This is a genomic window from Vibrio sp. Vb0888 (assembly GCF_033338835.1).
GTDB classification, from domain to species: Bacteria; Pseudomonadota; Gammaproteobacteria; order Enterobacterales; family Vibrionaceae; genus Vibrio; species Vibrio alginolyticus.
Window position 1 is genome coordinate 120,643 of sequence record NZ_JAWOTL010000004.1, and the last position, 22,599, is coordinate 143,241.

A 22,599-nucleotide genomic window follows, 5' to 3' on the forward strand; every position below is an offset into this window, starting at 1 on the left:
AAAGGGGATTTCATCATGGATAACAAACGCCGTCAGTTTTTGAAATCAGGCATTGCAGTGGGTGGGCTTGGCGCATTCGCTGCGGGTTACGCCACCACCACCAAACACATGGTCAAGGGTGCGCTCGAAGGCACTGCGGGAGAAAAAACGCGTGATATTCACCACGGTAACTCGCTTGAACCAGAGTACACGGTCAACAGCAAAGGCAACCTAATCCCTAATCCAAATCAGCGCGTTGCACCATCGATGTGCTTTGGTTGTTGGTCACTGTGCGGATTGCGTGTACGCATTGATAACCGCAACGACGAGATTTTGCGTATTACTGGCAACCCATATCACCCACTCTCTCATCAGCAACACATTCCGTTCGAAACGCCAGTCAAAGGTGCTTATTTAAGTTTGGCAGGAGAAGCGGGCCTTGACGGTCGTTCAACAGCATGCGCACGTGGCAATGGGATGCTAGAAATTCGCAACAGCCCGTACCGCATTACTCAGCCACTGAAACGAGTTGGAAAACGCGGCGAAGGAAAATGGATTCCGATCAGTTACGAACAACTGATAGAAGAAGTCGTCGAGGGCGGTGATTTATTTGGTGAAGGTCATGTGGATGGCTTACGCGACATTCGCGATTTAACAACGCCCGTTGATCCTGAAAACCCAGAATATGGACCGAAAGCCAACCAACTGTTAATGACCAACGCCGGTAACGAAGGCCGAGACGACATATTCAAACGCTTCGCGTTCAACAGCTATGGTACGCGTAACTTTGGGCATCATGGCTCTTACTGCGGCTACGCATTTCGTGCTGGCAGCGGCGCATTCATGAACGATTTAGATAAGAACGCGCACTTGAAGCCAGACTTTGATAACGCGGAATACATCATCTTCATCGGTATGTCACCAGCTCAAGCGGGTAACCCTTTTAAGCGTCAGGCGCGCCAACTCGCCAATGCGCGAACAGAAGGTAGCTTGGAATACACCATCATCACACCAAGTTTGCCTGCTGGTTCATCGAGCTTGGCTGCCGGTGACAACAACCGCTGGGTACCAATCAAACCAGGCACCGACTCTGCCCTCGTGCTTGGCATGATCCAGTGGATCATCGAAAACCAACGCTACAACAAAACCTTCTTGGCGCAGCCGGGGGCAAACGCGATGAAACGAGCCGGCACCGCGCACTGGTGTAATGCTACGCATCTCGTGATAAGCGATAATCAGCACCCGAGAAACGGCACGTTTTTACGCGCGTCCGACTTGAATCTGCCATTCGAGGGCGAAGCGTTGTCTGACTCCGACCCGTACGTCATCGTGGATGAGCAAAGCGGCGAATTTGGTGTTCATACCCAAGCTGAGGAAGCGGCACTGTTTGTCGATAAAACGGTTTCGCTTGCATCGGGCGAAGTGCGCGTAAAATCGTCTCTACAAAGACTCAAAGAAGAGGCGTTCAAATACAGTCTTGAGTTCTACAGCCAACAATGTGAAATCCCTGTCGAACAAGTTGTTGAACTAGCAAAGCGCTTCACCAGTCACGGAACAAAAGCGGTGGTCGATACCCACGGTGGCAACATGCACACCAATGGGTTCTATAACTCGTTTACCATCATGATGCTCAATGCGTTGATTGGTAACATAAATATGAAAGGCGGCGCGATGGCCAAAGCGGGTGGCTACCCAACTTCCGCTGCGGGTCCTCGTTACGACTTCACCAAATTTGCTGGCAAAGTCGGCCCGAAAGGCGTCTTTTTGTCGCGCAGTAAATTCCCCTACCACAAAACCAGCGAATACAAACGTCGCGTTGAGGCAGGTGAATCACCTTACCCAACTCGCGCCCCTTGGTATCCGTTTGCCGCGCCACTGCTGACAGAACACCTATCTGCGGCTATTGATGGTTATCCATATCGCGTTAAAGCGTGGATCAACCACATGGCGAACCCGATGTATGGTGTGCCCGGTTTGAAAACGCTGCTGGAAGACAAGCTTAAAGATCCAAAACAACTCGGTTTGATTGTGTCTGTTGATGCGTTCATTAACGAAACCACCGCATTGTCGGATTATATTGTGCCGGACACGGTCACCTACGAAAGCTGGGGTATGGCAACGCCTTGGCACGACGTTCCGGTGAAAACCGTCACCGCTCGCTGGCCGATTGTGGAAGCGCGAACAGAGAAAACCGCCGATGGTCGTTCAATTTGCTTAGAAAACTTTTTGATTGATGTCGCCAAGAAAATGCAACTAGGCGGCTTTGGTGACAACGCGATTCAAGATGCGCAAGGGAATTGGCACGCTCTCCACAGCGCTGAAGATTTCTACTTACGTTCCGCGGCAAACTTGGCTTATGTGAAAGGCGGGGTGCCTGAAGTTTCGGCAGAAGACATTGCGTGGTCCGGCCTAGAGCGTTTAATGCCAGCCATGCAGAAGACGCTGACAGCGGATGAGATGAAACGTGTGGCGTTTATTTTTGCTCGCGGTGGACGTTTTGAAAATGCAACCGAAGCGTATCAAGGTGAGCAAATGAAGCACAAATGGACACGACCTGTCGCGATATGGAATGAACGTGTCGGCAGCGCAAGAAACACCATGACCGGTGATTTCTACACGGGTTGCCCAACATGGCATCCACAAAAACTGGCCGATGGCACACCAATGGAAGACCAGTTCCCAAGCTCAGAATGGCCTTTCAGCCTAACGAACTTTAAATCCAACATTCACAGTGCGGTATCCAACCTATCGCCAAGGTTGAACTCGATTAAAGGCGTAAACCCAGTGTACATCCATCCAATCGATGCCGAGCGCGCAGGCATTAAAACGGGTGATGAGTTTGTTATCGAGACACCATCTGCAAGCACCAAAGCACTTGCGATGATAGTCAACGGGATTCGCCCTGGCACACTCGGATTTGAACATGGGTTTGGTCATACCGAGCTAGGACAACGCTCGCACTGGATCGGCGATAAACAACAACCCGTAAAAACGCGCAGCCAAGATGGCGTCAACATTAACGACATTGGCTTAATTGATCCTACCCGAGAAGGTAAAGGTGTATTGTTGGATTGGGTAGTGGGCGCGGCGGCACGTCAGTCCTTGCCGGCCAAAATCCGCAAAGCGTAACGCCGCACGTTAAGACGTCTCTACCACTTAGAGCTGCCGATTTGTGCAGCTCTTCACCACTTTGTTTTTATAGCTTATAGAACAACCAATAAAAACAAATACGGCCATTTACACTTATTAAATATGTGGAAATCCACAATACCTTTCATTATTGACAAGGCCGACAATATCGTCCGAGTGACTACCAAGTAGCACTTAGACATATTAATAAAAATTAAAGTGAGTCAGCATGTCAAAAATTCTTCCAGTGGTGGTGGCCTGTTTGTTAGCAACCACTATGGGCGCAAGCGCCTCGTCTATTCCGGAAAAAGCCAGCGTATGTAGCGGTTGTCACGGCCAAGATGGCATGGGACAGCCAAATATCGCGCCGATGATCGCTGGTTTAAACGCGAATTATCTCAACACTCAAATCGAACTATTCCTTAGTGGCGAACGCCAAAATGTGGTCATGCAAGGCATGGCGAAGGAACTCAGCGATCCCGCAGGCCGTAAGGAAGTTATGGAGTACTTTGCTAACCTCCCGAGCTATGAGTTCACGAATCCAGAACAACGCGGCGACCAAGCTGATATTCGTAACCCGTATCGTAAGTTAATTTTCCAAGGCGATTGGGATAGAAATATTCCAGCTTGCGCAACTTGTCATGGAGCCAGCGGTATGGGCGTCGACAAGTTCCCTCGCCTCGCAAGCCAACATGCTGATTACTTAAAAACGCAATTGATGGCATGGAAAAACGGCACTCGCAGTGGCGACCCGCTCAATATGATGGGGACCATCGCAAAAAATCTCACTGACAAAGAGATCGAAAATCTTGCTTACTACTTTGCCTCATTACGTTACTAGGAGCAGTCATGAAACGTTTCTATTCTTTGTTCGCACTGCCTTTCATTTCTACGCTCGTACTAGCTAACGCTCCATTACCGGACCGCCAGAAAGAGCTACCTGCGATAGAAAAAGAAAAGCACGGTGAATACTTAAAACCGCGTGATCTCAGCACAATCCCAAACACCGCATTTGGTGAGCAAGTAAAACGCGGTTACTCGCTCTTTGTTAACTCACAACAAATGCGCGGAAAATACGTTGGCAACGAACAAAACTGTGTGAACTGCCATATGGAGGCAGGACGAAAAGCAAACGCTGCGCCACTGTGGGCAGCTTACATGGCGTACCCGGCATATCGTAAGAAAAACGATCGCGTAAACAGCTATGCTGACCGTATCCAAGGTTGTTTCGAGTATTCCATGAACGGTAAAGCGCCCGCTTACGATTCGACAGAAATTGTTGCCCTTAGTGCTTACGCCTACTGGTTAGCGATGGGCGGCTTGCTTGACAAACATGGTATGGCGGATGAACCCATTCCAGAACTAGACGCAAAAACGTTGCAAATTGGTGGAAAAGCAAAAGACTTCCCGTTGCCCGAAGCCATCGCACAAGCATTACCAATTGAAAAGCGGGGTAATCTCTCTGGGCGTGGCTACCCAAAAATCGCCGCCCCTGAGCAAGAACCATCAATAGAGCGAGGCGCATTGGTCTACGAAAAGAACTGTGAAACTTGCCATCGCGCCGACGGTTCAGGCATCAAAGACACCAACGACCATTCATACATTCCACCACTTTGGGGCGAATATGCGTATAACTGGGGCGCAGGTATGCACCGGATTAACACAGCGGCCTATTTTATTTACGAAAACATGCCGCTTGGGAAAAGTGTGCAGCTGACAGAGCAAGAAGCTTGGGATGTCGCAGCATACGTCAACAGCCATGAGCGTCCACAAGATCCTCGATTCAAAGGCAATGTCACCGCAAACGCGGAGAAATATCACCAGCACCAAGGCTATTACGGCAAAACGCTCAACGGTACGCAAGTCGGCTCCAATGCCTTTAAGAGCGGAACGGTCAAGTAAAGTACAACTAAGTACCTTAAATAAAATGCTCTTTTTCCCTGCTCTGATTATCTGGGCAGGGTTACTTACCCTTAAAAACAAGTAATTACCCCCCTCCACAGACAAGCAATATCACATTATTTTCGACTTCCAACATACTCATCTTCGCCGTAAAATCTTGTACCAAACGCGACTTCGTTTATGTCTTAGATCTCCCATATCCTCTAATGCCAAAAGTAAGAAACTCGTAAACTCCTGAATCAAAACAAGCGTGCCTAGTGAAAAAAGAGTATTCTTAAAGCAAATGAATCTAAAACCTACCCGATGAGTATTCAACCTAATTCCCGTCAGTTAATTTCATGCGAAGAGTGCGGCCTTGTTGTTCGCATTCCCGATATCGAACAGGGGCAAAAAGCACAATGTCCTCGATGTTCGCATTCGCTGACTAAAGTGAATGCCAAGCCTTACCAAAGCGTGATCGCCATATCATCGGCATGTTTGATCATGTTAGTGCTAAGCATTTCTTTCCCTTTTATGTCGTTCAGCGTGCAAGGGTTGTCGCAAGAAATCACCTTGTTGCACGCTGCCAAAATGCTGGCTGAGTTTCAAAATGTGCTTTTGGGTGTGCTGCTACTCGCAACAGTTATCGTTTTGCCTGCAATCTATGTTGGTCTCATTCTCTTTCTTCACCTTGAAGCATTAAAAGCACGTAAACATACCCCCTCTAAAAAGCAGCAACGAATGGCAAAAGTTTTATGCCGTCTTCTGTTTCGAGTCGAACCTTGGTTAATGGTGGATGTATTTTTGATTGGCGTGTTGGTCAGCTTAATTAAAATCGCTTCCCTCGCAGACATAGGAATGGGCACTTCATTCTGGGCGTTTTGTGTATATACCGTTCTGGTAGTCAAATGCATATCAATGGTCGACAAAAGCTGGCTCTGGGGGCACTTTATTCCAGCTATCGAGCTACCTGATGTAAAAGAGGGTGATACGCACCATAACCACAACCATATTGGTTGTCATACGTGCCACCAGCTCAACCCTATTGAAGCTAAAAAACACCAACACTGCATTCGTTGTAAAAGCCCTATTCACAAATACAACCCCGCAGACAATTTACAAAAAGCTTGGGCGCTTTTGTTTGCTTCAATCATTTTCTATATCCCTGCGAACCTCTACCCTATGATGTACACCGTAAGCCTTGGACATGCAGAAGGTTCGACTATCATGGAGGGGGTAATATTGCTTTGGCATTTAGGTTCTTACCCTATTGCGATGGTAATTTTCTTTGCTAGCGTATTTATTCCAATGGCGAAAATGCTGGCACTCGCGTGGCTGTATTACAATGCGCAAAAAGCGCGATATCTTCCGCACGAAGAGAGTATTTCACGCTTAAAGATCTACCGCATAACTGAGTTTATTGGCCGTTGGTCCATGATCGATATCTTCGTCGTCGCGATCTTAGTTGCACTGGTTCAGCTGCAAAACTTAATGGCGATTTATCCAGGTCCTGCTGCGCTCTCTTTCGCGGCAGTGGTCATTTTTACTATGCTTTCTGCAATGATATTTGACTCACGTTTGTTGTGGCAATTGCCACAAAACGAAGTGCAGGAGCCGATTTCTGACAACTTAAACGAGAAAGCCAAATATGAGTGATGAGAACAACGTAACCGCTCAAATAAAACCGCAAAAGCAGATTTCTGCGATATGGATTGTCCCGATCCTTGCGCTAGCCATGGGAGCGTGGATGCTGTTCCAATATATCAACAGTACAGGCCCACAAATTACTCTCCAACTGCCAACCGCAGATGGGATTGAGGTTGGCAAAACCGAAATCCGAGCATTGAATGTAAAAGTCGGACTGATTACTGAAGTCACTCTCAGTGAAAATTACGATCACATCATCGCTAAGGCACAAATGAACAAGGATGCAGAACGCATGCTGCGAGATGACACCATGTTTTGGGTTGTGAAGCCTCGTATTGGCCGTGATGGCGTTTCAGGTTTAGAGACCTTGCTCTCTGGCGCTTATATCCAACTTCAGCCGGGTAAATCTAAGATAGAGAAAGAGCGCTTTACGGTCTTAGATGTTCCCCCAGTCGCCTCTCCTGATGCAGAGGGGTTACGCCTTGTGTTAACACACCGCGAGGCTGGTAAGCTAGGCGTTGGTGACCCCGTCATTTATAAAGGCTTTACGGTTGGTCGTGTAGAGAAAACCAGCTTTGATGTTGACACTCGCAAAGCGTTATACCAACTCTTTATTTTCAAGCCTTATGACAGCTTAGTGCGCACTCGTACCAAGTTCTGGCTGAATTCTGGCGTAGATTTACAGCTCAACGCTGAAGGGTTCGAAGTCAAGTTTGGCTCATTAGAGAGCATGCTAACGGGTGGTGTTACCTTCGATACCGTTCCAGGTCTTGAATCCGGTGAACAGCTCACTGAAAATATGGTCAACTTCCGCTTGTACGATGATATTAAACAACTTCGAGAAGGCATGTACGATGATTATATTGAATTCGTTATGCTTTTTGATGAATCGGTACGAGGACTTAAACGTAAGGCACCTGTCGAATATCGAGGCTTGAGAATTGGTACTGTGATGCGTGTACCAATGCGACTTCCAACCCCAGAAGAGAACTTTTCTGCGAAAAAAATCCCTGTATTGGTACGTATCGAGCTCGGCCGTGTTTATGGCGATTTCCAATCCCAATCTTTACCAATGTTAAAAGATAAATTGAAGAGTGAGTTTGCTAAAGGCCTACGTGGTACTTTAAAAACAGGTAACTTATTAACAGGCGCACTGTATGTTGACGCCGACTTCTATCCAAATGACGAGCCTTACGTACCGAGTAAGTTTGCTGATTTAGATGTTTTCCCAACCATGCGTGGTGGTTTTGCGCAGGTTCAGCGCCAAGTGAACGACTTCCTAAATAAGATTAATAACTTACCGATGGAAGAAACGCTAGATTCTCTCAATTCAACGTTAAAAACGTCTGAAAAAACGTTAGCTTCAGCAGAACGCGTGGCGGACAGTATTGATAAACTTTTGAATCAAAAAGAGACGCAAGAGATCCCAACAGATATTCGCCAAAGCTTACAGCAATTACAAAAAACACTCGATGGTTATGGGCCCAACTCAACCATGTACAGCGAAATGGAAGCCACGCTAAAAGAATTAGAAAGCGTGATGACAGAGTTTAAACCCGTACTTAAACAGCTAAACGAAAAGCCAAACTCTCTCGTGTTTGGAGAAGATGAAATCAGTGACCCAATACCAGTTAAAGGCCAAAACTAATGAAACGAGTATTCTTTCTGTCTATCGCGCTATTTGTCGGTCTAACGGGTTGCAGTAGCGCTCCGCAAACTAAAGGAGCTATGTACCTTCTACCTAAGGCGGAACCAGTGACGCTGAGCTCTTCTGATATCGCTCAGCGCCCAACTTTAGTTGTTCGTCCAGTGACATTGGCGAGTTATTTGAATGATAATGGCATTGTTTATCGAACCTCTGAGACCCAAGTTATTCAGGCAAAACACAATCAATGGGCGCACAGTATTTCTGAGCAAATCACTCAGAGAGTTGTCGCGGAACTACGTCAAAAGCAAAGTCATTACTGGCCGACTGAAATGAATAATCTGTTGGATCAAAGCGGTGAAGCCAAACTACAGCTTACGTTAAATAAATTTAATGGCAGCTACAAAGGTAATATCGAAATTGAGGGAGAATGGTTACTCATTAATGCCGAAGGTAAGGTCGAAAACAGTGCGCCAATACAAATCTCAAAGCCGCTTCAAGATGAAGGCTATGAAGCGCTCGTCAACGCTTTATCCATAGGCTTAGAAAGCCTAACCTCAGACATTGCCAAACAACTCTAAGTCAATGTTAATTACAGGGAAGCAAGTTGCTTCCCTTTTTTATGCAGAGTGTAGCGACTTCTACTAAGCTGAAAGCTGACGAAAAGCCGAAAAGGAAATTGGATGAAACCATGTAACCTGCTATCACTCTCCTCACTCATTCTTGTATTACCTACATCAGTAGCGCTCTCAGCCGAGACACAAGAATCTCGTTGGCGAAATAGCATAGAAGTGTACATGCTAGGACTGAATATCCACGGGGATACCAGTATTGGTCGCTTTTCATCAGAGGTGGATGTCGATCCTAAGTTCATCGTAGACCACCTCGATATTGGGGCGATGTTGCGATTCGAGAGTATTTACCAAAGTAAGTGGGGCTACTACATAGATTATAGTTTCATGAACTTAAGTGGTGATGTTAATAATATCAAGGGCGCTCTGCCTAACGCTCGTTATCGTGCGGACATCGAAATACGGCAAGGTGTTCTAGAAGCAAAGGCATTCCAACGCGAACAATATTCATTTGGTAAACTGGATTATATGTTTGGATTACGTTGGTGGGACAATGACATCACCGGCAAGCTGTATCGTAATGACAACCGGGTACTAGAAGATAGACTGTCATTACAAGAAGATTGGGTCGATTTTTTAGTTGGCTTGCGACTCATTGATGAATTGAGCGAAAACTGGCGATTTCATGCCAGCATCGACGCCGGACTTGGCAACGATACTCACTTCACTTATGCCATTCAAACTGGTGTTCGTTATAGCTTTAACGAGTGGTCTGATCTCAACTTAGCTTACAAGTCGACCTGGGTCGATTACAAAAATGAAGAGGTATTTGAATATGATACGGCTTCTCAAGGGCTTTTAGTCGGACTTGGCTTTTACTTTTGATTAGGTTGAACCCTAGCCTATATTCAAGCGTTGTAACTTGTACCAACTCTAGGTACACGTCTAGTGCCACGTTACAGATGCTTAAATAAGGCAAATTGATCTTCATCAGACTATAAATTGCTCTTCGGTGCTACTCTCTGTCACAAAATATAAAACCCCACTCTATGACCTCATATAGGTCTTGTTGATAAGGTTCCCGAGTAGCAATGTCGATTAACATTTCCGATTTAACCACCGCCCTAAATAAGGTGGAGCATATTCATAAAGTGCAGCTTGAAAACGTACATCAGTTCTTCAAAGCAAACGAAGCTTTCTCGTTGCAAACATTCAGCCAGCTGATATCAAGCGACTCGCTTGATGATCGATTTAAAACCATCGATAAAGCGTTCTCTTTGCTTGGTGATGCAAAAACCTACCTTTTAGAAGCGTCTTACCTTATTAAGTAAAAAAGAAAGCCCCGATAAAATTCATTACCGGGGCTATCATTTTCTATCTAAACTACTGATTTACAATTTGTAACGATCATCAATTACCGTTAATTCTGGGAAGGTTTTACCCTCGTCCATCGCTTCTTCTGTCTCTTCTTTTACTTGGTTATCAATCCAGAAATTACCGATATCCATTGGATGAAGCACCCATTCTGTCGCTTTTGTCATGCCGTTTTTAGGAATTTTAACCCAGCGCCAATGAGCAACTCGAGAATAAGGCACCATGTAGCCAGGAACGATGATGTTCGCTTTGCTGACATAGTTTTGGATTTGATGCGACAAGTCGTAACGCTTCTCCTGATCAAACTCAGAATCATACGCTTCAATTAACTTGTCTAGCTCAGGGCTGCTGTAGTTGGTGTGAGCATTCGTTTGTGGTCGATTTGCATTATCCGAGTGTAGGTATTCCCAATACGCAGGGATCTCACCAGAGCCCATATTCAAAAACGCTAGCTGATGCTTTTTCTCAAGAATGTATTTAAACGCAGATGAGCCATCCACCAAGTTTAACGTGAACTCAAGACCAGCAAGTTTCGCTTGCTCTTTCAGGTATGCAATACGCGGTGTCCAAGAGTTGTATCCATAGGTGATAGCAAAGCTCAAGCGTTGGCCCTTGTCGTTAATACGAATACCATCTGCGCCCACTTTGTCAAAGCCCGCTTTTTCGAAGTGTTTAACCGCCGCATCAGCATCAAACTTTGGCGGTGTATTGTTAGGATCATCGTATTCGCCATGACCAAAGCCGAGTCCATGCGGTTTACGTGAATAATCTCCACGCATGATGTTTTCAATCATGCCGTCATAGTCAGTGGCTGCCATAACACCTTTACGCACTTCTAGGTTATCCAACATAGGCATCGCTGTGTTCATCCAAAGACCACCAGCTCCTTGCGGTGCTTCGTTAAAGCCCCAGTACTTTTGGATATAGCCTTTTTTGTACACATCACTATTGGTTTTGTCATGCCAAAAGCTTGGTAGCACCATCTCAAAGTAGTCTAAGTTGCCTTTCTCAAAGTGCTTCATGGCAATATCAGGATCGCGAATCACCTTAATGCGAACCTTTTCAACGTTATAACGGTTTTTATAGTAGCGGTTGTTGTATCCCCACCAATCTTCACCGACATGTTTGAATGTCACGCTCTTACCTTTCTTCACTTGATCAATGTAGTAAGGCGCTGCGGTTGGCTCAGATTTAAAGTTAAACTTTCTGACGAAGTTATCAGGCATACCATCGTTATTTGCGTCCTTTTCTCCTTCAAAGAAGTGTTCAGGACGAGGCTGAAAACCATTACTTGGCATGTTAATCATAACCATAAGTGAGTCATGACTTTGAGCTACAGCAAGATTGACTTTGATCGTGTAGTCATCAATTTTTTCAACACTCACAATACTGTTTGTGAAGAAGTCGTTATACCACGGGTCGATAATGTCTTTTGACGTGTAGTACTTCATCATAAAGACGTAATCATCTGCTGTAATTTTTTCACCATCTGACCACTCGGCCGTTTCGTCGAGTTTAAAGAATACGGTTTTGTTGTCTTCTCCAAATGCCCATGACTTAGCAAGTTGAGGGATCCATTTGCCAGTATTTGGATGACGCTGAGCCAGTTTTGGTGAACCATCCATTAAGTATTGGCGCAAACCTGAGTTCGCATCTGGACCAACACTTCGTAATGTTTGCGGAAAGCTCTGAATGTAAGTGCGATAGGTGCCACCTCGTACCGCTTCTTCAGAGGCAAATAGAGGTTCGTTGTTGTTTGAAATCCATTCGATATCAGCTGGCAATTCTGCCGCACTCAGTTGAAAACTGGCAGCGGTCAGTGTTGCTAGTACTGAAAATGGCAGTTTTTTAGTCATGTTTCTTCCTTGTTGTGTTTGCGCACTAAGGTCGTAACAAGGAAGACAGCGTGTGAAAGCTCACAGAAAGCTGCGATTTAAAATACGCAGATAGGAAATAATAGGAACGTAATATGAAGTGACGTCCTGCCAGCTTCTATATTAATTTCAAAGAGTTTCACTAGGTCATCCTAGACCTTACAACGCAGTGAATGCATCTTCGCCATAGTATTCTTTAGACATTTGTAACGCAAGCCATCAATAACACATGGTTGCATTTTCGAGGCATCACAGTGAGTTATGTTACAAAAGTGTGATCGGCATAGTACCAAGCCCTACTTTACTCAGAATAAACCGCAGAACCTTTATCTCAATTGGCCCCGATATACCAGTTAAAGCGAGTAAATGATCAGACATAGCTGGTTAAAAGGAATGGTTGTTTACCGCGATCAGTATTTTCATTCGATGTAAAAAGTGAGGCATCTTAGCCTCACTTTTCTCCATACAATCGAGACAGTGCTTACATGTTAGATAAGCTCTCATTGATCGACTTCAGCACTTCTGCAGGATTTGACGCTTGAGTGATAGGGCGACCAATCACAAGATAATCTGAACCTGATTGGATAGCGTCTACTGGCGTCATGATACGGCGTTGGTCACCTTGTTCTGAGCCAGCAGGTCGAATACCAGGGGTCACTAACTTAAATTCTTGGCCTAGTTCGCTCTTCAGTAATGAGGACTCTTGCGCTGAACATACCACACCATCTAAGCCTGCGTTTTTGGTCAAGGTTGCTAGACGAATCACTTGCTCCTGAGGCGCAACATTCAAACCAATACCAGCTAAATCACTTTGTTCCATACTGGTTAGTACCGTTACACCGATAAGAAGTGGACGATCTTTACCATATGGCTCAAGAATTTCACGTGATGCCGTCATCATACGCTCACCACCGCTCGCGTGTACGTTCACCATCCATACACCCATTTCAGCCGCAGCGCGAACTGCTTTCGAACAGGTGTTTGGAATATCGTGAAATTTTAAATCTAGGAATACCGAGAAACCACGTTTATGGAGTTCACGTACAAAATCAGGACCAAATAGCGTAAACATCTCCTTGCCAACTTTTAGTCGGCATGACGCAGGATCAATTCTATCTACAAACGCAAGTGCATCTGCTTGGTTATCATAATCCAGTGCGACAATAACTTTTTGGTCGATCATTTCATCTCCTAACTGTTTTGGTTCTTATTAAATAAAAAGTTAAAAAAATGCAGCGGACAGAAACTCTGCCAGCTGCATTAAGAATTATTCACCATCCAATCCGCGGATTGGCTTGATCGTCCCCCATCCTTTACAGGACGGACAATGCCAATAAAGGGAATGGGTAGAAAATCCACACTTCCGGCATCGGTAATGTGGTTTCACTTTTAACTGTTCACCCACCATCGCTTGTAGTGTTGATAGGCTGTCTTTCGCTCGACCATCTTCTGCTTCTGCAATGTGGTAGTCAATTAAACGGTAGAAGCCCTTCATGGTTGGGTTTTTCAGCAATTGTTTCGTCAGTAACTCTTGAGCAGCCCCAACGTTCTCGTGATGAGCAACTAATTGAGCCAACATCAACTCGGCTGATACGCCTGCTTTCTTATCAATACAAGCTCGCAGAAACTCGACAAGTTCATCTTCCTGACCCAGATGATGATAGCATTCTGCAATAGTTGGCAAGACATCACTGATAAAGTCTTTATCTTGCTCAAGTACCCCTGTCAGATATTTGATGGTGTGCTTATAGTCTTCAGACTCTAGATAAATTCGTCCCAAAGCAATACTTGCTCGAACACACTTCGGGTCTTCCGCTAACGCTTTTTTAAAATGCTGTATTGCCTTATTAGTATTCCCATCAGCTTGGTCGAGCATGGCTATTTCACACCAAAAATGGGCAATATTTGCACGCATCCTTGAGCGTTTATTACCTAACTTAGCCAATTGGTTCGCGTAATAAATCGCCTTTTCCCATTCTCGTGTTTGCTGATAAATGGTCACTAATTGTTGAAGAGCCGCCTCTTTGTAATCTGGCTCTTCGACTAACTGTTCGAAGATTTTCTCTGCACGATCAAGAAAACCTGAGACCATGTAGTCTTTCGCTAACTGTTGAAGGGCGAGGTTCTTTTGGTCCAGTGTTAAGCCTGAACGAGAAATAAGATTTTGGTGAATTCTGATTGCGCGGTCGACTTCACCACGAGACCGGAACAGGTTACCCAACGCAAGGTGAGTATCGATGGTCTCGTTATCAACTTGGAGCAATTCAATAAAGTGATCGACAGCCTTATCTGATTGGTCAGAGAGCAGCAGATTAAGACCCGTCATATACTGACGAGAGATTTGATGAGATTGCTTCTGCTTGTCTTGCTGAGCGCTGCGATGCCCCATATACCAGCCATACGCAGCAGCTATAGGCAACAACAAGAAGAGTAGTTCAAGCATTAAAGTTAAGCCTTATCCTTATGCCTGTTTTTCAATGGCTGGCTTATCAGCAGCGTTGTTTGATTCAGTTGGTTCGTACTTTTTCAGTTTTTTCTTTAAACGACGGACCTGTAGCTGAGTTTTCAGTTGGATGCTACCAAAGATAACCCACGCTAAAGCAAAGCCAACCACAAATACTACACCTAATAGCGTAGATAAGTGGAACTCTCCTTTTGCTAGAAGATAGTTAAAAGTCACGAGCTCTTGGTTTTGGGAACCTAACGCCAATGCAATTAAAAAGAGAGCTAAAACAGCAACGATTTTTATAATTTTCATGTTACATCACCCTTCTAGGAGTAAGTCGGTAAGATTATGCAGGAAAATGCTTCTTCAGACTACGTATATTAGCAATAATCTATACCCAAGTAACCTCAAGATGCTTAGTTTGTAGACATGCTTAGAAGTTAAAGTTATTTGGGTATAGAAAGCAGCAAAGAAAACAGCTGAATCCACAATTAGATTAGTAAACGATCTTGGATGTATGACTAACTTGGATACATTACAAAAAAGCGGCATACACAAACGTATGCCGCTTTTTTCAAACTAATAAGAGTGCATTAACCAATATTTACACGCTCACGAAGTTCTTTACCAGGTTTGAAATGTGGAACGTATTTACCTTCCAATTCCACTTTATCGCCCGTTTTAGGGTTACGACCTACGCGAGGCTCGCGGTAATGAAGAGAAAAACTACCAAAGCCACGGATCTCGATACGGTCACCGCTCTCTAGTGTAGAGGCCATGTGCTCTAAAATATCTTTTACAGCATCCTCTACCTCTTTCGCTGATAAGTGTGTTTGCTCAGCGCAGAGTCTTTCAATCAGTTCAGACTTAGTCATAGTTGCCCTCTTTGAGTATCTTTATCACTTATTATAGTAAGTAATACTAATTCCAACAAACACTTGCTGACAATTCTAGACAAATTTTATGCAAAATGCGCAATGAAGAAATGCCTTTTATTAAGATAGTTTACTGTCATTAGTATTACTACTTAAATATGACCAAATATAAAAAAGGAGCCTTGCGGCTCCTTTTTTGCTTAAGCGAGTATATTATTCGCCTTTAGCAGCTTTGAAAGCGTCAGCCATTGCGTTACCGAATGCATTGTCATCTTGCTTGTTGATAGATGCCATTGCTTCTTGCTCGTCAGCTTCGTCTTTAGCTTTGATAGATAGGTTGATTACGCGGTTCTTACGGTCTACACCTGTGAACTTCGCTTCAACAACATCACCAGCGCTTAGGATTAGAGAAGCATCTTCTACGCGATCGCGTGATACTTCAGAAGCACGGATGTAACCTTCAACGCCTTCTGCGATTTCAACAGTAGCGCCTTTAGCGTCAACAGCAGTTACAGTAGCGTTAACTAGAACACCTTTCTTGTTGTCAGCAACGTAAGCATTGAATGGGTCATTTTCCATTTGCTTGATGCCTAGAGAGATGCGCTCACGCTCAGCGTCTACTGCTAGAACAACTGCAGAGATCTCGTCGCCTTTCTTGTACTCACGTACAGCTTCTTCGCCAGCAACATTCCAAGAAATGTCAGATAGGTGAACTAGACCATCGATGCCGCCTTCTAGACCGATGAAGATACCGAAGTCAGTGATAGACTTGATCTTACCAGTAACTTTGTCGCCTTTAGCTTGTGCTTCAGCGAATGACTGCCATGGGTTAGCTTTACACTGTTTCAGACCTAGAGAGATACGACGACGTTCTTCGTCGATTTCAAGAACCATAACCTCAACTTCGTCGCCAACATTAACAACTTTAGAAGGGTGGATGTTCTTGTTAGTCCAATCCATTTCTGAAACGTGAACTAGACCTTCAACGCCTTCTTCGATTTCAACGAAGCAGCCGTAGTCAGTTAGGTTAGTTACGCGACCAGTTAGTTTGTGACCTTCTGGGTAACGCTTAGCGATTGCTACCCATGGATCTTCGCCTAGTTGCTTAAGACCTAGTGATACGCGAGTACGCTCACGGTCGAACTTAAGAACTTTAACTTGGATCTCGTCACCAACGTTAACGATTTCAGATGGGTGCTTAACGCGCTTCCAAGCCATATCAGTGATATGTAGAAGACCGTCAACGCCACCTAGGTCAACGAACGCACCGTAGTCAGTAAGGTTCTTAACGATACCTTTAACTTCAGAACCTTCTTGTAGAGTTTCTAGAAGCTCGTCACGCTCAACGCTGTTCTCTGATTCGATAACTGCACGACGTGAAACAACTACGTTGTTACGTTTTTGGTCAAGTTTGATAACTTTGAACTCTAGCTCTTTGTTTTCTAGGTGAGCAGTGTCGCGGATTGGACGTACGTCTACTAGAGAGCCAGGAAGGAAAGCACGGATACCGTTTAGTTCAACAGTGAAACCGCCTTTAACTTTACCGTTGATGATACCAACAACAGTTTCAGCTTCTTCGTAAGCTTTCTCAAGTACGATCCAAGCTTCGTGACGCTTAGCTTTCTCACGAGAAAGTTGAGTTTCACCGAAACCATCTTCAACAGCGTCTAGAGCTACGTCTACTTCAGCGCCAACTTCAACTTCAAGTTCGCCAGCAGCGTTCTTGAACTGTTCAGCAGGGATAGCAGATTCAGACTTAAGACCAGCGTCAACAAGAACGAAACCGTTCTCGATAGCTACTACAGTACCTTTAACGATGCTGCCTTGTTGGAATTCTGTTTCGTTTAGAAACTCTTCAAAGAGTTGAGCAAAAGATTCAGTCATTTAATTAATCTTCAATAAATTAAACTTCCACGGGTATCCTACCGCATGGGGTTATTAAATTCGCCAGTCATCATCCTTGCGACCAACGCTCTTAGCCTAGTCGAGTATTATTACTCAGCTAGCTTCGATTCGATATATTGTAGTGCCTTTTCTACTACTTCGTCGATAGTCATCGACGTAGAATCTAGCACAAGCGCATCCTCAGCAGGGCGTAATGGCGCCACTGGGCGGTTACGATCTCGGTCGTCACGCTCTTGGATCTCGCTTAAAAGGTCAGCAAATCTAACATCTAACCCTTTCTCTTGCAACTGTTTAAGGCGTCGATTTGCACGCTCTTCAGCACTCGCATCAAGGAAGATTTTTGCTTGCGCACTCGGGAATACAATTGTGCCCATATCACGACCATCAGCAACCAGACCCGGAGCGGTCTCAAATGCACGCTGACGACGTAGTAATGCTTCACGAACACGTGGCAAAGCCGCAACTTTAGATGCTGCCATGCCTGTTTCTTCTTTGCGAAGCTCCCCTGACACGTCTTCGCCTTCTAGAATGACCTTAACTAAGTCACCTTCCGCGATAAATTGAACGTCTAGGTGGGTTGCTAGTGGGACAAGAGCATCTTCTGACTCGGTGTCGACACCGTGGTGAATCGCAGCGAGTGCAAGTACACGATAAATTGCGCCAGAATCTAAGAGTTGGAAACCCAACTTTTTCGCCAGCAACATACATAAAGTGCCTTTACCTGCACCACTAGGTCCATCTACGGTTACAACCGGAGTTTGAGAGGACATGTTCTTCTCCACCAATAGTTTCTTTTCAGCAATTTGCTCGGTTTTCGAGGCGCACATTATACGGGTAATCAGTCTTTGGAGCGAGGAAAAATGTCGTGTAAAGCATTACACCTAATGCGTAATTGGATTCATCAATAAACATAAAGTTCAACAAAAACGGCGAGAGCTTCTGCCCTCGCCGTTTTAAATGTCATGAACTTAAGCTCGATTAAACAATCGGTTTTTGACCACGCTCAGCTAACTTTAAGATCACACTGTCAGCAACTTTGCCCGCGACACCTGCTAGCTTGTCTGCCAGCTTTTTCTTCTGCACATAATGCACAGAAAGTACGGTTTTATCTTTGCATGCCGCAACAACGATATCATCAGATGTACTAATGTCATCCACCAAACCAAGCTCTTTCGCTTGTGTACCGAACCAGTGCTCACCAGTGGCTACTTTGTCTAGGTCCAAACTAGGACGACGCTCACGGATGAAGTCTTTAAACAAGACATGTGTTTCTTCAAGTTCTTGCTTAAACTTATCGCGCGCTTTATCGGTATTCTCACCGAACATCGTTAGCGTGCGTTTATATTCACCCGCTGTTAGTTGTTCGTACTCAATGTCATGTTTCTTCAACAGTTTGTTGAAGTTAGGAATTTGTGCGATAACGCCAATAGACCCCACAATTGCAAATGGTGCAGAAACAATCTTATCTGCTACACATGCCATCATGTAACCACCACTTGCCGCAACTTTGTCAACAGAGATGGTCAGAGGAAGACCCGCAGCTTTGATTCGGTCCAGTTGAGAAGAGGCAAGGCCGTAACCATGAACCATACCACCGCCAGACTCTAAGCGAAGTAACACTTCATCACCTTCACGTGCGACAGCCAAAATAGCGGTGATTTCTTCACGTAGAGACGCGACTTCTTTTGCGTCTATGCTACCGTTGAAATCAAGAACAAATAGGTGTGGTTCACGCTTGCTATCTAATGAACCGTCTTTGCTCGCTTGTTTGATTTCTTTCTCGCGAGATTTGTTCTTCTCTTTTTCTTCTTTCTTGACGGCTTTATCTCGAGCCTTGATGAAAGCATCGTCATGCAAATGATGCTCTAACTGCTCAACAGATTGTTTGTGTTGCTCTGAAAGGTTGGTAATCTCTAACTCCCCTTTCGCCGCACCCGATTTGCCACCAGCCGATTTTGCAATAATGAGCAGAACAATTATCGCAGCAACCACCGTGATAATTTTGGCCAGAAACAGACCATAATCTAATAAAAATTCCAACGAGAGCTCCTTTATCTCATTTCAGATGACGTTAGTATGTTACGCAGAAACATCAGCGAGAAGGCAGCGCGGTTTGTAACCACTTGTTCTGATTGATAGCATACCTAACGAAAGTTCTGGAATTGGTATAACACATGAATTGGTGTATTGTAACCATCTTGTCACGATTACCAAGATTTTCCATTGAGAAACAGGCGTTTTTTAGCGTCAATTAACTATCATGGACCCTCTTACAATAATAAGGATTTATCGCCGTGAACTACTCCGTTTCAGCTGATGCTCTAAAAGGTAAAGTCATTCTTGTTACTGGCGCTGGTAATGGCATCGGCCGTCAAGCCGCGCTTTCTTATGCCGAGCACGGTGCAACTGTTATTCTCTTGGGTAGAAATGTGCAAAACCTTGAATCTATCTATGATGAGATTGAAGCTGCTGGCTATCCACAAGCTGCTATCATTCCATTGGATCTCAAGGGTGCAACTCAGCAGAATTACATTGATATGGCAGAGACAATCGAAGGACAGTTTGGTCGCTTGGATGGTCTATTACACAACGCAGGTGTCTTGAGTTCGCTGTGTCCATTTGATCAAATCAAAGAGGAAGACTTCGACGATATCATGCAGATCAACGTGAAAGCCGAAGTGCTAATGACTCAAGCATTACTGCCTGTGATGCGTAAATCAGAAGCTGGGCGTATTATCTTTACCTCTTCAACTGTCGGCCACTCTGGCCGCGCATTCTGGGGGCCATACGCTATCTCTAAATTTGCCGTAGAAGGCATGATGCAAGTTTTAGCTGACGAGCTGAGTGATACACCGATCCGCGTTAACGCAATTAACCCTGGTGCCACTCGTACTCGCATGCGTGAAAAAGCATATCCGGGTGAAGATGCGAATACTCTCAAAACGCCACTGGATATCATGCCGCTATATTTGCACTTAATGGATCCTGCGGTTACCGATGTGAACGGTCAGTGCATCGACGCTCAACCGAAGCGTAAATAACTCATTCAGGTTACCTCACATAATCGATTGAAAAGGCAGCAAACGCTGCCTTTTTTCATTTCTCTCTTCATAAAAATCTTGCGACTTTCTCCCACAGAAATATACTGTACATATATACAGGTATTTATTATGCAAGATATTATTCAGAACTTAAAAAGCCAACACCTTGTTTGGCAAGCAAATTTAACGAAAGCAGATCCTCAGCAGTTGCAGACTAGTTCCGGTTTTTCTGAATTAGATGATTTGCTCGGCGGAGGCTTTCCACCTCATGGCGTAGTGGAGATGGAATCTATTGGTAGTATTGGTGAATTGCGTTTGCTCGCTCCCTATTTAAAAGCCACTCAGACCAATGGTATGACCGCATTTATTCAACCACCTGCGCTAGTGAATTCTCTGTTTTTACACTACATCGGGTTGGATATAAACCAAGTGTGGGTTGTTACTCCAACTCACCCCAAAGATGCTCTTTGGGCTGCAGAGCAATGTCTGAAAAGTGGGGTATGCAGTAATGTTTTGTTATGGCAAGAAGAGCTTGAAATACACCAAGTGAAACGCTTACAGGTAGCGAGTGAACAAGGTACTTGCCCTCTCTTTATGCTTAAAACAGATACTATCAACCGCTTGTCTTTGCCTGTGTCACTCAGTTTAAAACTGAAAGGCGACGAGCAAGGGATTCATGTTGAAGTGCTGAAAAGGAAAGGAGGCTGGAATAGAGGTAGCGTTAGTATCGGCTTCCAACACCATTATCCGCAACTGGTGAAACCATCATCTGAAACTGTGCACTCGACTGTGGTCAATTTCCCACTGGCGAACCAAGGTTAGTGATATGGCTCTGTGGATTTACTTGCACTTCCCTCGCCTGCAGCTAGACGCACTCTTTGGTGATAACCAAGAACAACCCGTGGTGATTGTCGAAAGCCAACGTTGCCAGATTATTCAATACAACGAGATTGCCGAACAACAAGGCATTAAACCAGGTATGGGCCTAGGCAGTGCTGCGTCCTTGTGTCGAGATTTACAAGTGCATCCTTATCATCCGCACACCGAATGGAGCAAGTTACAAGAAATTGCTCAATGGCTGTATTTGATCACATCTGACGTTGTGTTGATGCCAAACCAAGGTATTTTACTGCGTGCTACTCCAATGCTCGCTCTGTATGAAGGGCTTGAAAACTATTGGAATAAAGTCAGAGCTCACTTATCGGAGCTGAAACTGAGTTTTCAATTCGGATGTGGTTTTTCGCCTTTTGCTGCCAAATTGATGGCAATATCAGGAGCGAACGTCATCAGTGAAGACAAATCTGCCATACAAAAAGTCCTATCACCATTACCGTTAACACTGGCAGATTTATCAAGCGCTACAGTAGAGAAGTTACAACGTGTAGGCGTCACCACATTGCAAAACCTGCTTGAACTGCCATTGCAAGACATCGCACGACGCTTTGATATCGATTTGGTGAACTACGTTGGTCGACTGACTGGGCAGTTTAAACACCCTGTCGACCTTTATCACCCTACCGAATCCTTCCAAGTTTATTTAGAGCTGTTGTTTGAGATCGAAAACGTTCAGTGGATTGAAAAACCGTTGGCCAAATTACTTCGTCAACTCGAAACCTTTCTTAAATTAAGAGATAAGGTCGCTTTTGAACTGTGTTTAACACTCCACCAGCGTGAGAAACAAGAGCAACACCTTCAACTCACTTCTGCGCAAGGTGATTACCTATGTCAGCGTTGGCAACAGTTAGCGAGTTTGAGCTTAGAGTCACTCTCGCTTAATGGCCCAGTCACAGGGCTAACGTTAAAAGTCATCCGTCAAGGTGAGCCTCTTAGTGCATCACGCGATCTCTTTGCTGGGCAGAAAGGAAACATGAATGCTTTAGAGCTGCTCTCTTTACTGCAAGCTAAATTGGGGAAAAGTGCCGTTTTAAAACCCAATATTGCTTGCGATCCTAGACCAGAAAAGGCCAGTCAGTATCGCCCTGCTGATGCTCCAGATAAAAAGGGGCACGCCATACCCTCCATACTACGCCCCGCAATGCAATTACCCACTCCCATTGTATTGCAAGAACAAGTTTCTTTGGTCCACGGACCTGAGCGAATAGTTTCTGGGTGGTGGGATGGTGATGAGATCATGCGTGATTACTACATTGCACACACCAAGCAAGGCCGCTGGTTATGGATATTTCGCGATCAGCACAAGCACTGGTTTCTTCATGGCTATTTTTGTTAAA

The 22,599-nt window shown here is 44.9% G+C and carries 19 protein-coding genes; 11 read left to right on the forward strand and 8 right to left on the reverse strand.

The window, feature by feature from the left end:
• Positions 1–15: 15 nt before the first annotated feature.
• The 8 genes from R7P72_RS08130 to R7P72_RS08165 all read left to right on the forward strand — a co-directional run bounded on the left by R7P72_RS08130 (position 16) and on the right by R7P72_RS08165 (position 10,184).
• Complete coding sequence (locus R7P72_RS08130) at positions 16–3,108, forward strand: tetrathionate reductase subunit A (RefSeq protein WP_318110410.1); 3,093 nt, start codon at positions 16–18, stop codon at positions 3,106–3,108.
• A gap of 277 nt (positions 3,109–3,385) precedes the next feature.
• Entirely contained in the window at positions 3,386–3,949 is a 564-nt protein-coding gene (locus R7P72_RS08135) for a c-type cytochrome (RefSeq protein ID WP_372059261.1), read from the forward strand.
• A gap of 8 nt (positions 3,950–3,957) precedes the next feature.
• Positions 3,958–5,010 carry a c-type cytochrome gene (locus tag R7P72_RS08140; protein WP_005376684.1) on the forward strand — a complete coding sequence of 351 codons (1,053 nt, stop codon included), beginning with the start codon at positions 3,958–3,960 and terminating at the stop codon, positions 5,008–5,010.
• A 303-nt stretch (positions 5,011–5,313) separates the two neighbouring features.
• On the forward strand, positions 5,314–6,645 hold the full coding sequence (locus R7P72_RS08145) for a paraquat-inducible protein A (protein WP_005376683.1): 1,332 nt from the start codon (positions 5,314–5,316) through the stop codon (positions 6,643–6,645).
• A complete protein-coding gene (gene pqiB, locus R7P72_RS08150; RefSeq protein ID WP_005376682.1) occupies positions 6,638–8,284 on the forward strand; it encodes an intermembrane transport protein PqiB in 1,647 nt (548 codons plus the stop codon). Before R7P72_RS08145 ends, pqiB begins: the two co-directional genes overlap by 8 nt.
• Positions 8,284–8,862, forward strand: a complete 579-nt coding sequence (locus tag R7P72_RS08155) for a membrane integrity-associated transporter subunit PqiC (protein WP_005376681.1) — start codon at positions 8,284–8,286, stop codon at positions 8,860–8,862. The genes pqiB and R7P72_RS08155 overlap by 1 nt, the downstream gene beginning before the upstream one ends.
• Positions 8,863–8,964: 102 nt before the next feature.
• A complete protein-coding gene (locus R7P72_RS08160) occupies positions 8,965–9,738 on the forward strand; it encodes a hypothetical protein (RefSeq protein WP_031778929.1) in 774 nt (257 codons plus the stop codon).
• A 206-nt stretch (positions 9,739–9,944) separates the two neighbouring features.
• Positions 9,945–10,184, forward strand: a complete 240-nt coding sequence (locus R7P72_RS08165) for a hypothetical protein (protein WP_005376679.1) — start codon at positions 9,945–9,947, stop codon at positions 10,182–10,184.
• A 60-nt stretch (positions 10,185–10,244) separates the two neighbouring features.
• On the opposite strand, the gene R7P72_RS08170 is transcribed toward R7P72_RS08165, so the two are convergent.
• The 8 genes from R7P72_RS08170 to sohB form a co-directional block, all read right to left on the reverse strand.
• Positions 10,245–12,083, reverse strand: a complete 1,839-nt coding sequence (locus R7P72_RS08170; RefSeq protein ID WP_005376669.1) for an extracellular solute-binding protein — start codon at positions 12,081–12,083, stop codon at positions 10,245–10,247.
• A gap of 499 nt (positions 12,084–12,582) precedes the next feature.
• Positions 12,583–13,284 (reverse strand): orotidine-5'-phosphate decarboxylase, encoded by a 702-nt coding sequence (pyrF, locus tag R7P72_RS08175; RefSeq protein ID WP_005376667.1) that lies wholly within the window; start codon positions 13,282–13,284, stop codon positions 12,583–12,585.
• Between the two features lie 84 nt (positions 13,285–13,368).
• Positions 13,369–14,544, reverse strand: a complete 1,176-nt coding sequence (gene lapB, locus R7P72_RS08180) for a lipopolysaccharide assembly protein LapB (RefSeq protein ID WP_005376665.1) — start codon at positions 14,542–14,544, stop codon at positions 13,369–13,371.
• Between the two features lie 18 nt (positions 14,545–14,562).
• On the reverse strand, positions 14,563–14,859 hold the full coding sequence (locus tag R7P72_RS08185; RefSeq protein ID WP_005376663.1) for a LapA family protein: 297 nt from the start codon (positions 14,857–14,859) through the stop codon (positions 14,563–14,565).
• A gap of 281 nt (positions 14,860–15,140) precedes the next feature.
• The gene (gene ihfB / locus R7P72_RS08190; RefSeq protein ID WP_005385816.1) at positions 15,141–15,422 is read right to left on the reverse strand and encodes an integration host factor subunit beta; all 282 of its coding nucleotides are present in this window, start codon (positions 15,420–15,422) and stop codon (positions 15,141–15,143) included.
• Positions 15,423–15,635: 213 nt separating this feature from the next.
• Positions 15,636–17,306: a 30S ribosomal protein S1 gene (gene rpsA / locus R7P72_RS08195; protein ID WP_005385817.1), complete on the reverse strand. Its 1,671-nt coding sequence runs from the start codon at positions 17,304–17,306 to the stop codon at positions 15,636–15,638.
• 110 nt (positions 17,307–17,416) lie between these two features.
• Complete coding sequence (gene cmk, locus R7P72_RS08200; RefSeq protein ID WP_021033981.1) at positions 17,417–18,097, reverse strand: (d)CMP kinase; 681 nt, start codon at positions 18,095–18,097, stop codon at positions 17,417–17,419.
• Between the two features lie 208 nt (positions 18,098–18,305).
• On the reverse strand, positions 18,306–19,367 hold the full coding sequence (gene sohB / locus R7P72_RS08205) for a protease SohB (RefSeq protein ID WP_005385819.1): 1,062 nt from the start codon (positions 19,365–19,367) through the stop codon (positions 18,306–18,308).
• Positions 19,368–19,621: 254 nt separating this feature from the next.
• Here sohB and R7P72_RS08210 point away from each other — a divergent pair, with 254 nt between their 5' ends.
• From R7P72_RS08210 to R7P72_RS08220, 3 genes are all read left to right on the forward strand, one after another.
• On the forward strand, positions 19,622–20,368 hold the full coding sequence (locus tag R7P72_RS08210; RefSeq protein ID WP_005372980.1) for a YciK family oxidoreductase: 747 nt from the start codon (positions 19,622–19,624) through the stop codon (positions 20,366–20,368).
• A 129-nt stretch (positions 20,369–20,497) separates the two neighbouring features.
• Positions 20,498–21,190 carry a translesion DNA synthesis-associated protein ImuA gene (gene imuA / locus R7P72_RS08215; protein WP_005372979.1) on the forward strand — a complete coding sequence of 231 codons (693 nt, stop codon included), beginning with the start codon at positions 20,498–20,500 and terminating at the stop codon, positions 21,188–21,190.
• Between the two features lie 4 nt (positions 21,191–21,194).
• Positions 21,195–22,598 carry a Y-family DNA polymerase gene (locus R7P72_RS08220; RefSeq protein WP_005372978.1) on the forward strand — a complete coding sequence of 468 codons (1,404 nt, stop codon included), beginning with the start codon at positions 21,195–21,197 and terminating at the stop codon, positions 22,596–22,598.
• Position 22,599: the final 1 nt, after the last annotated feature.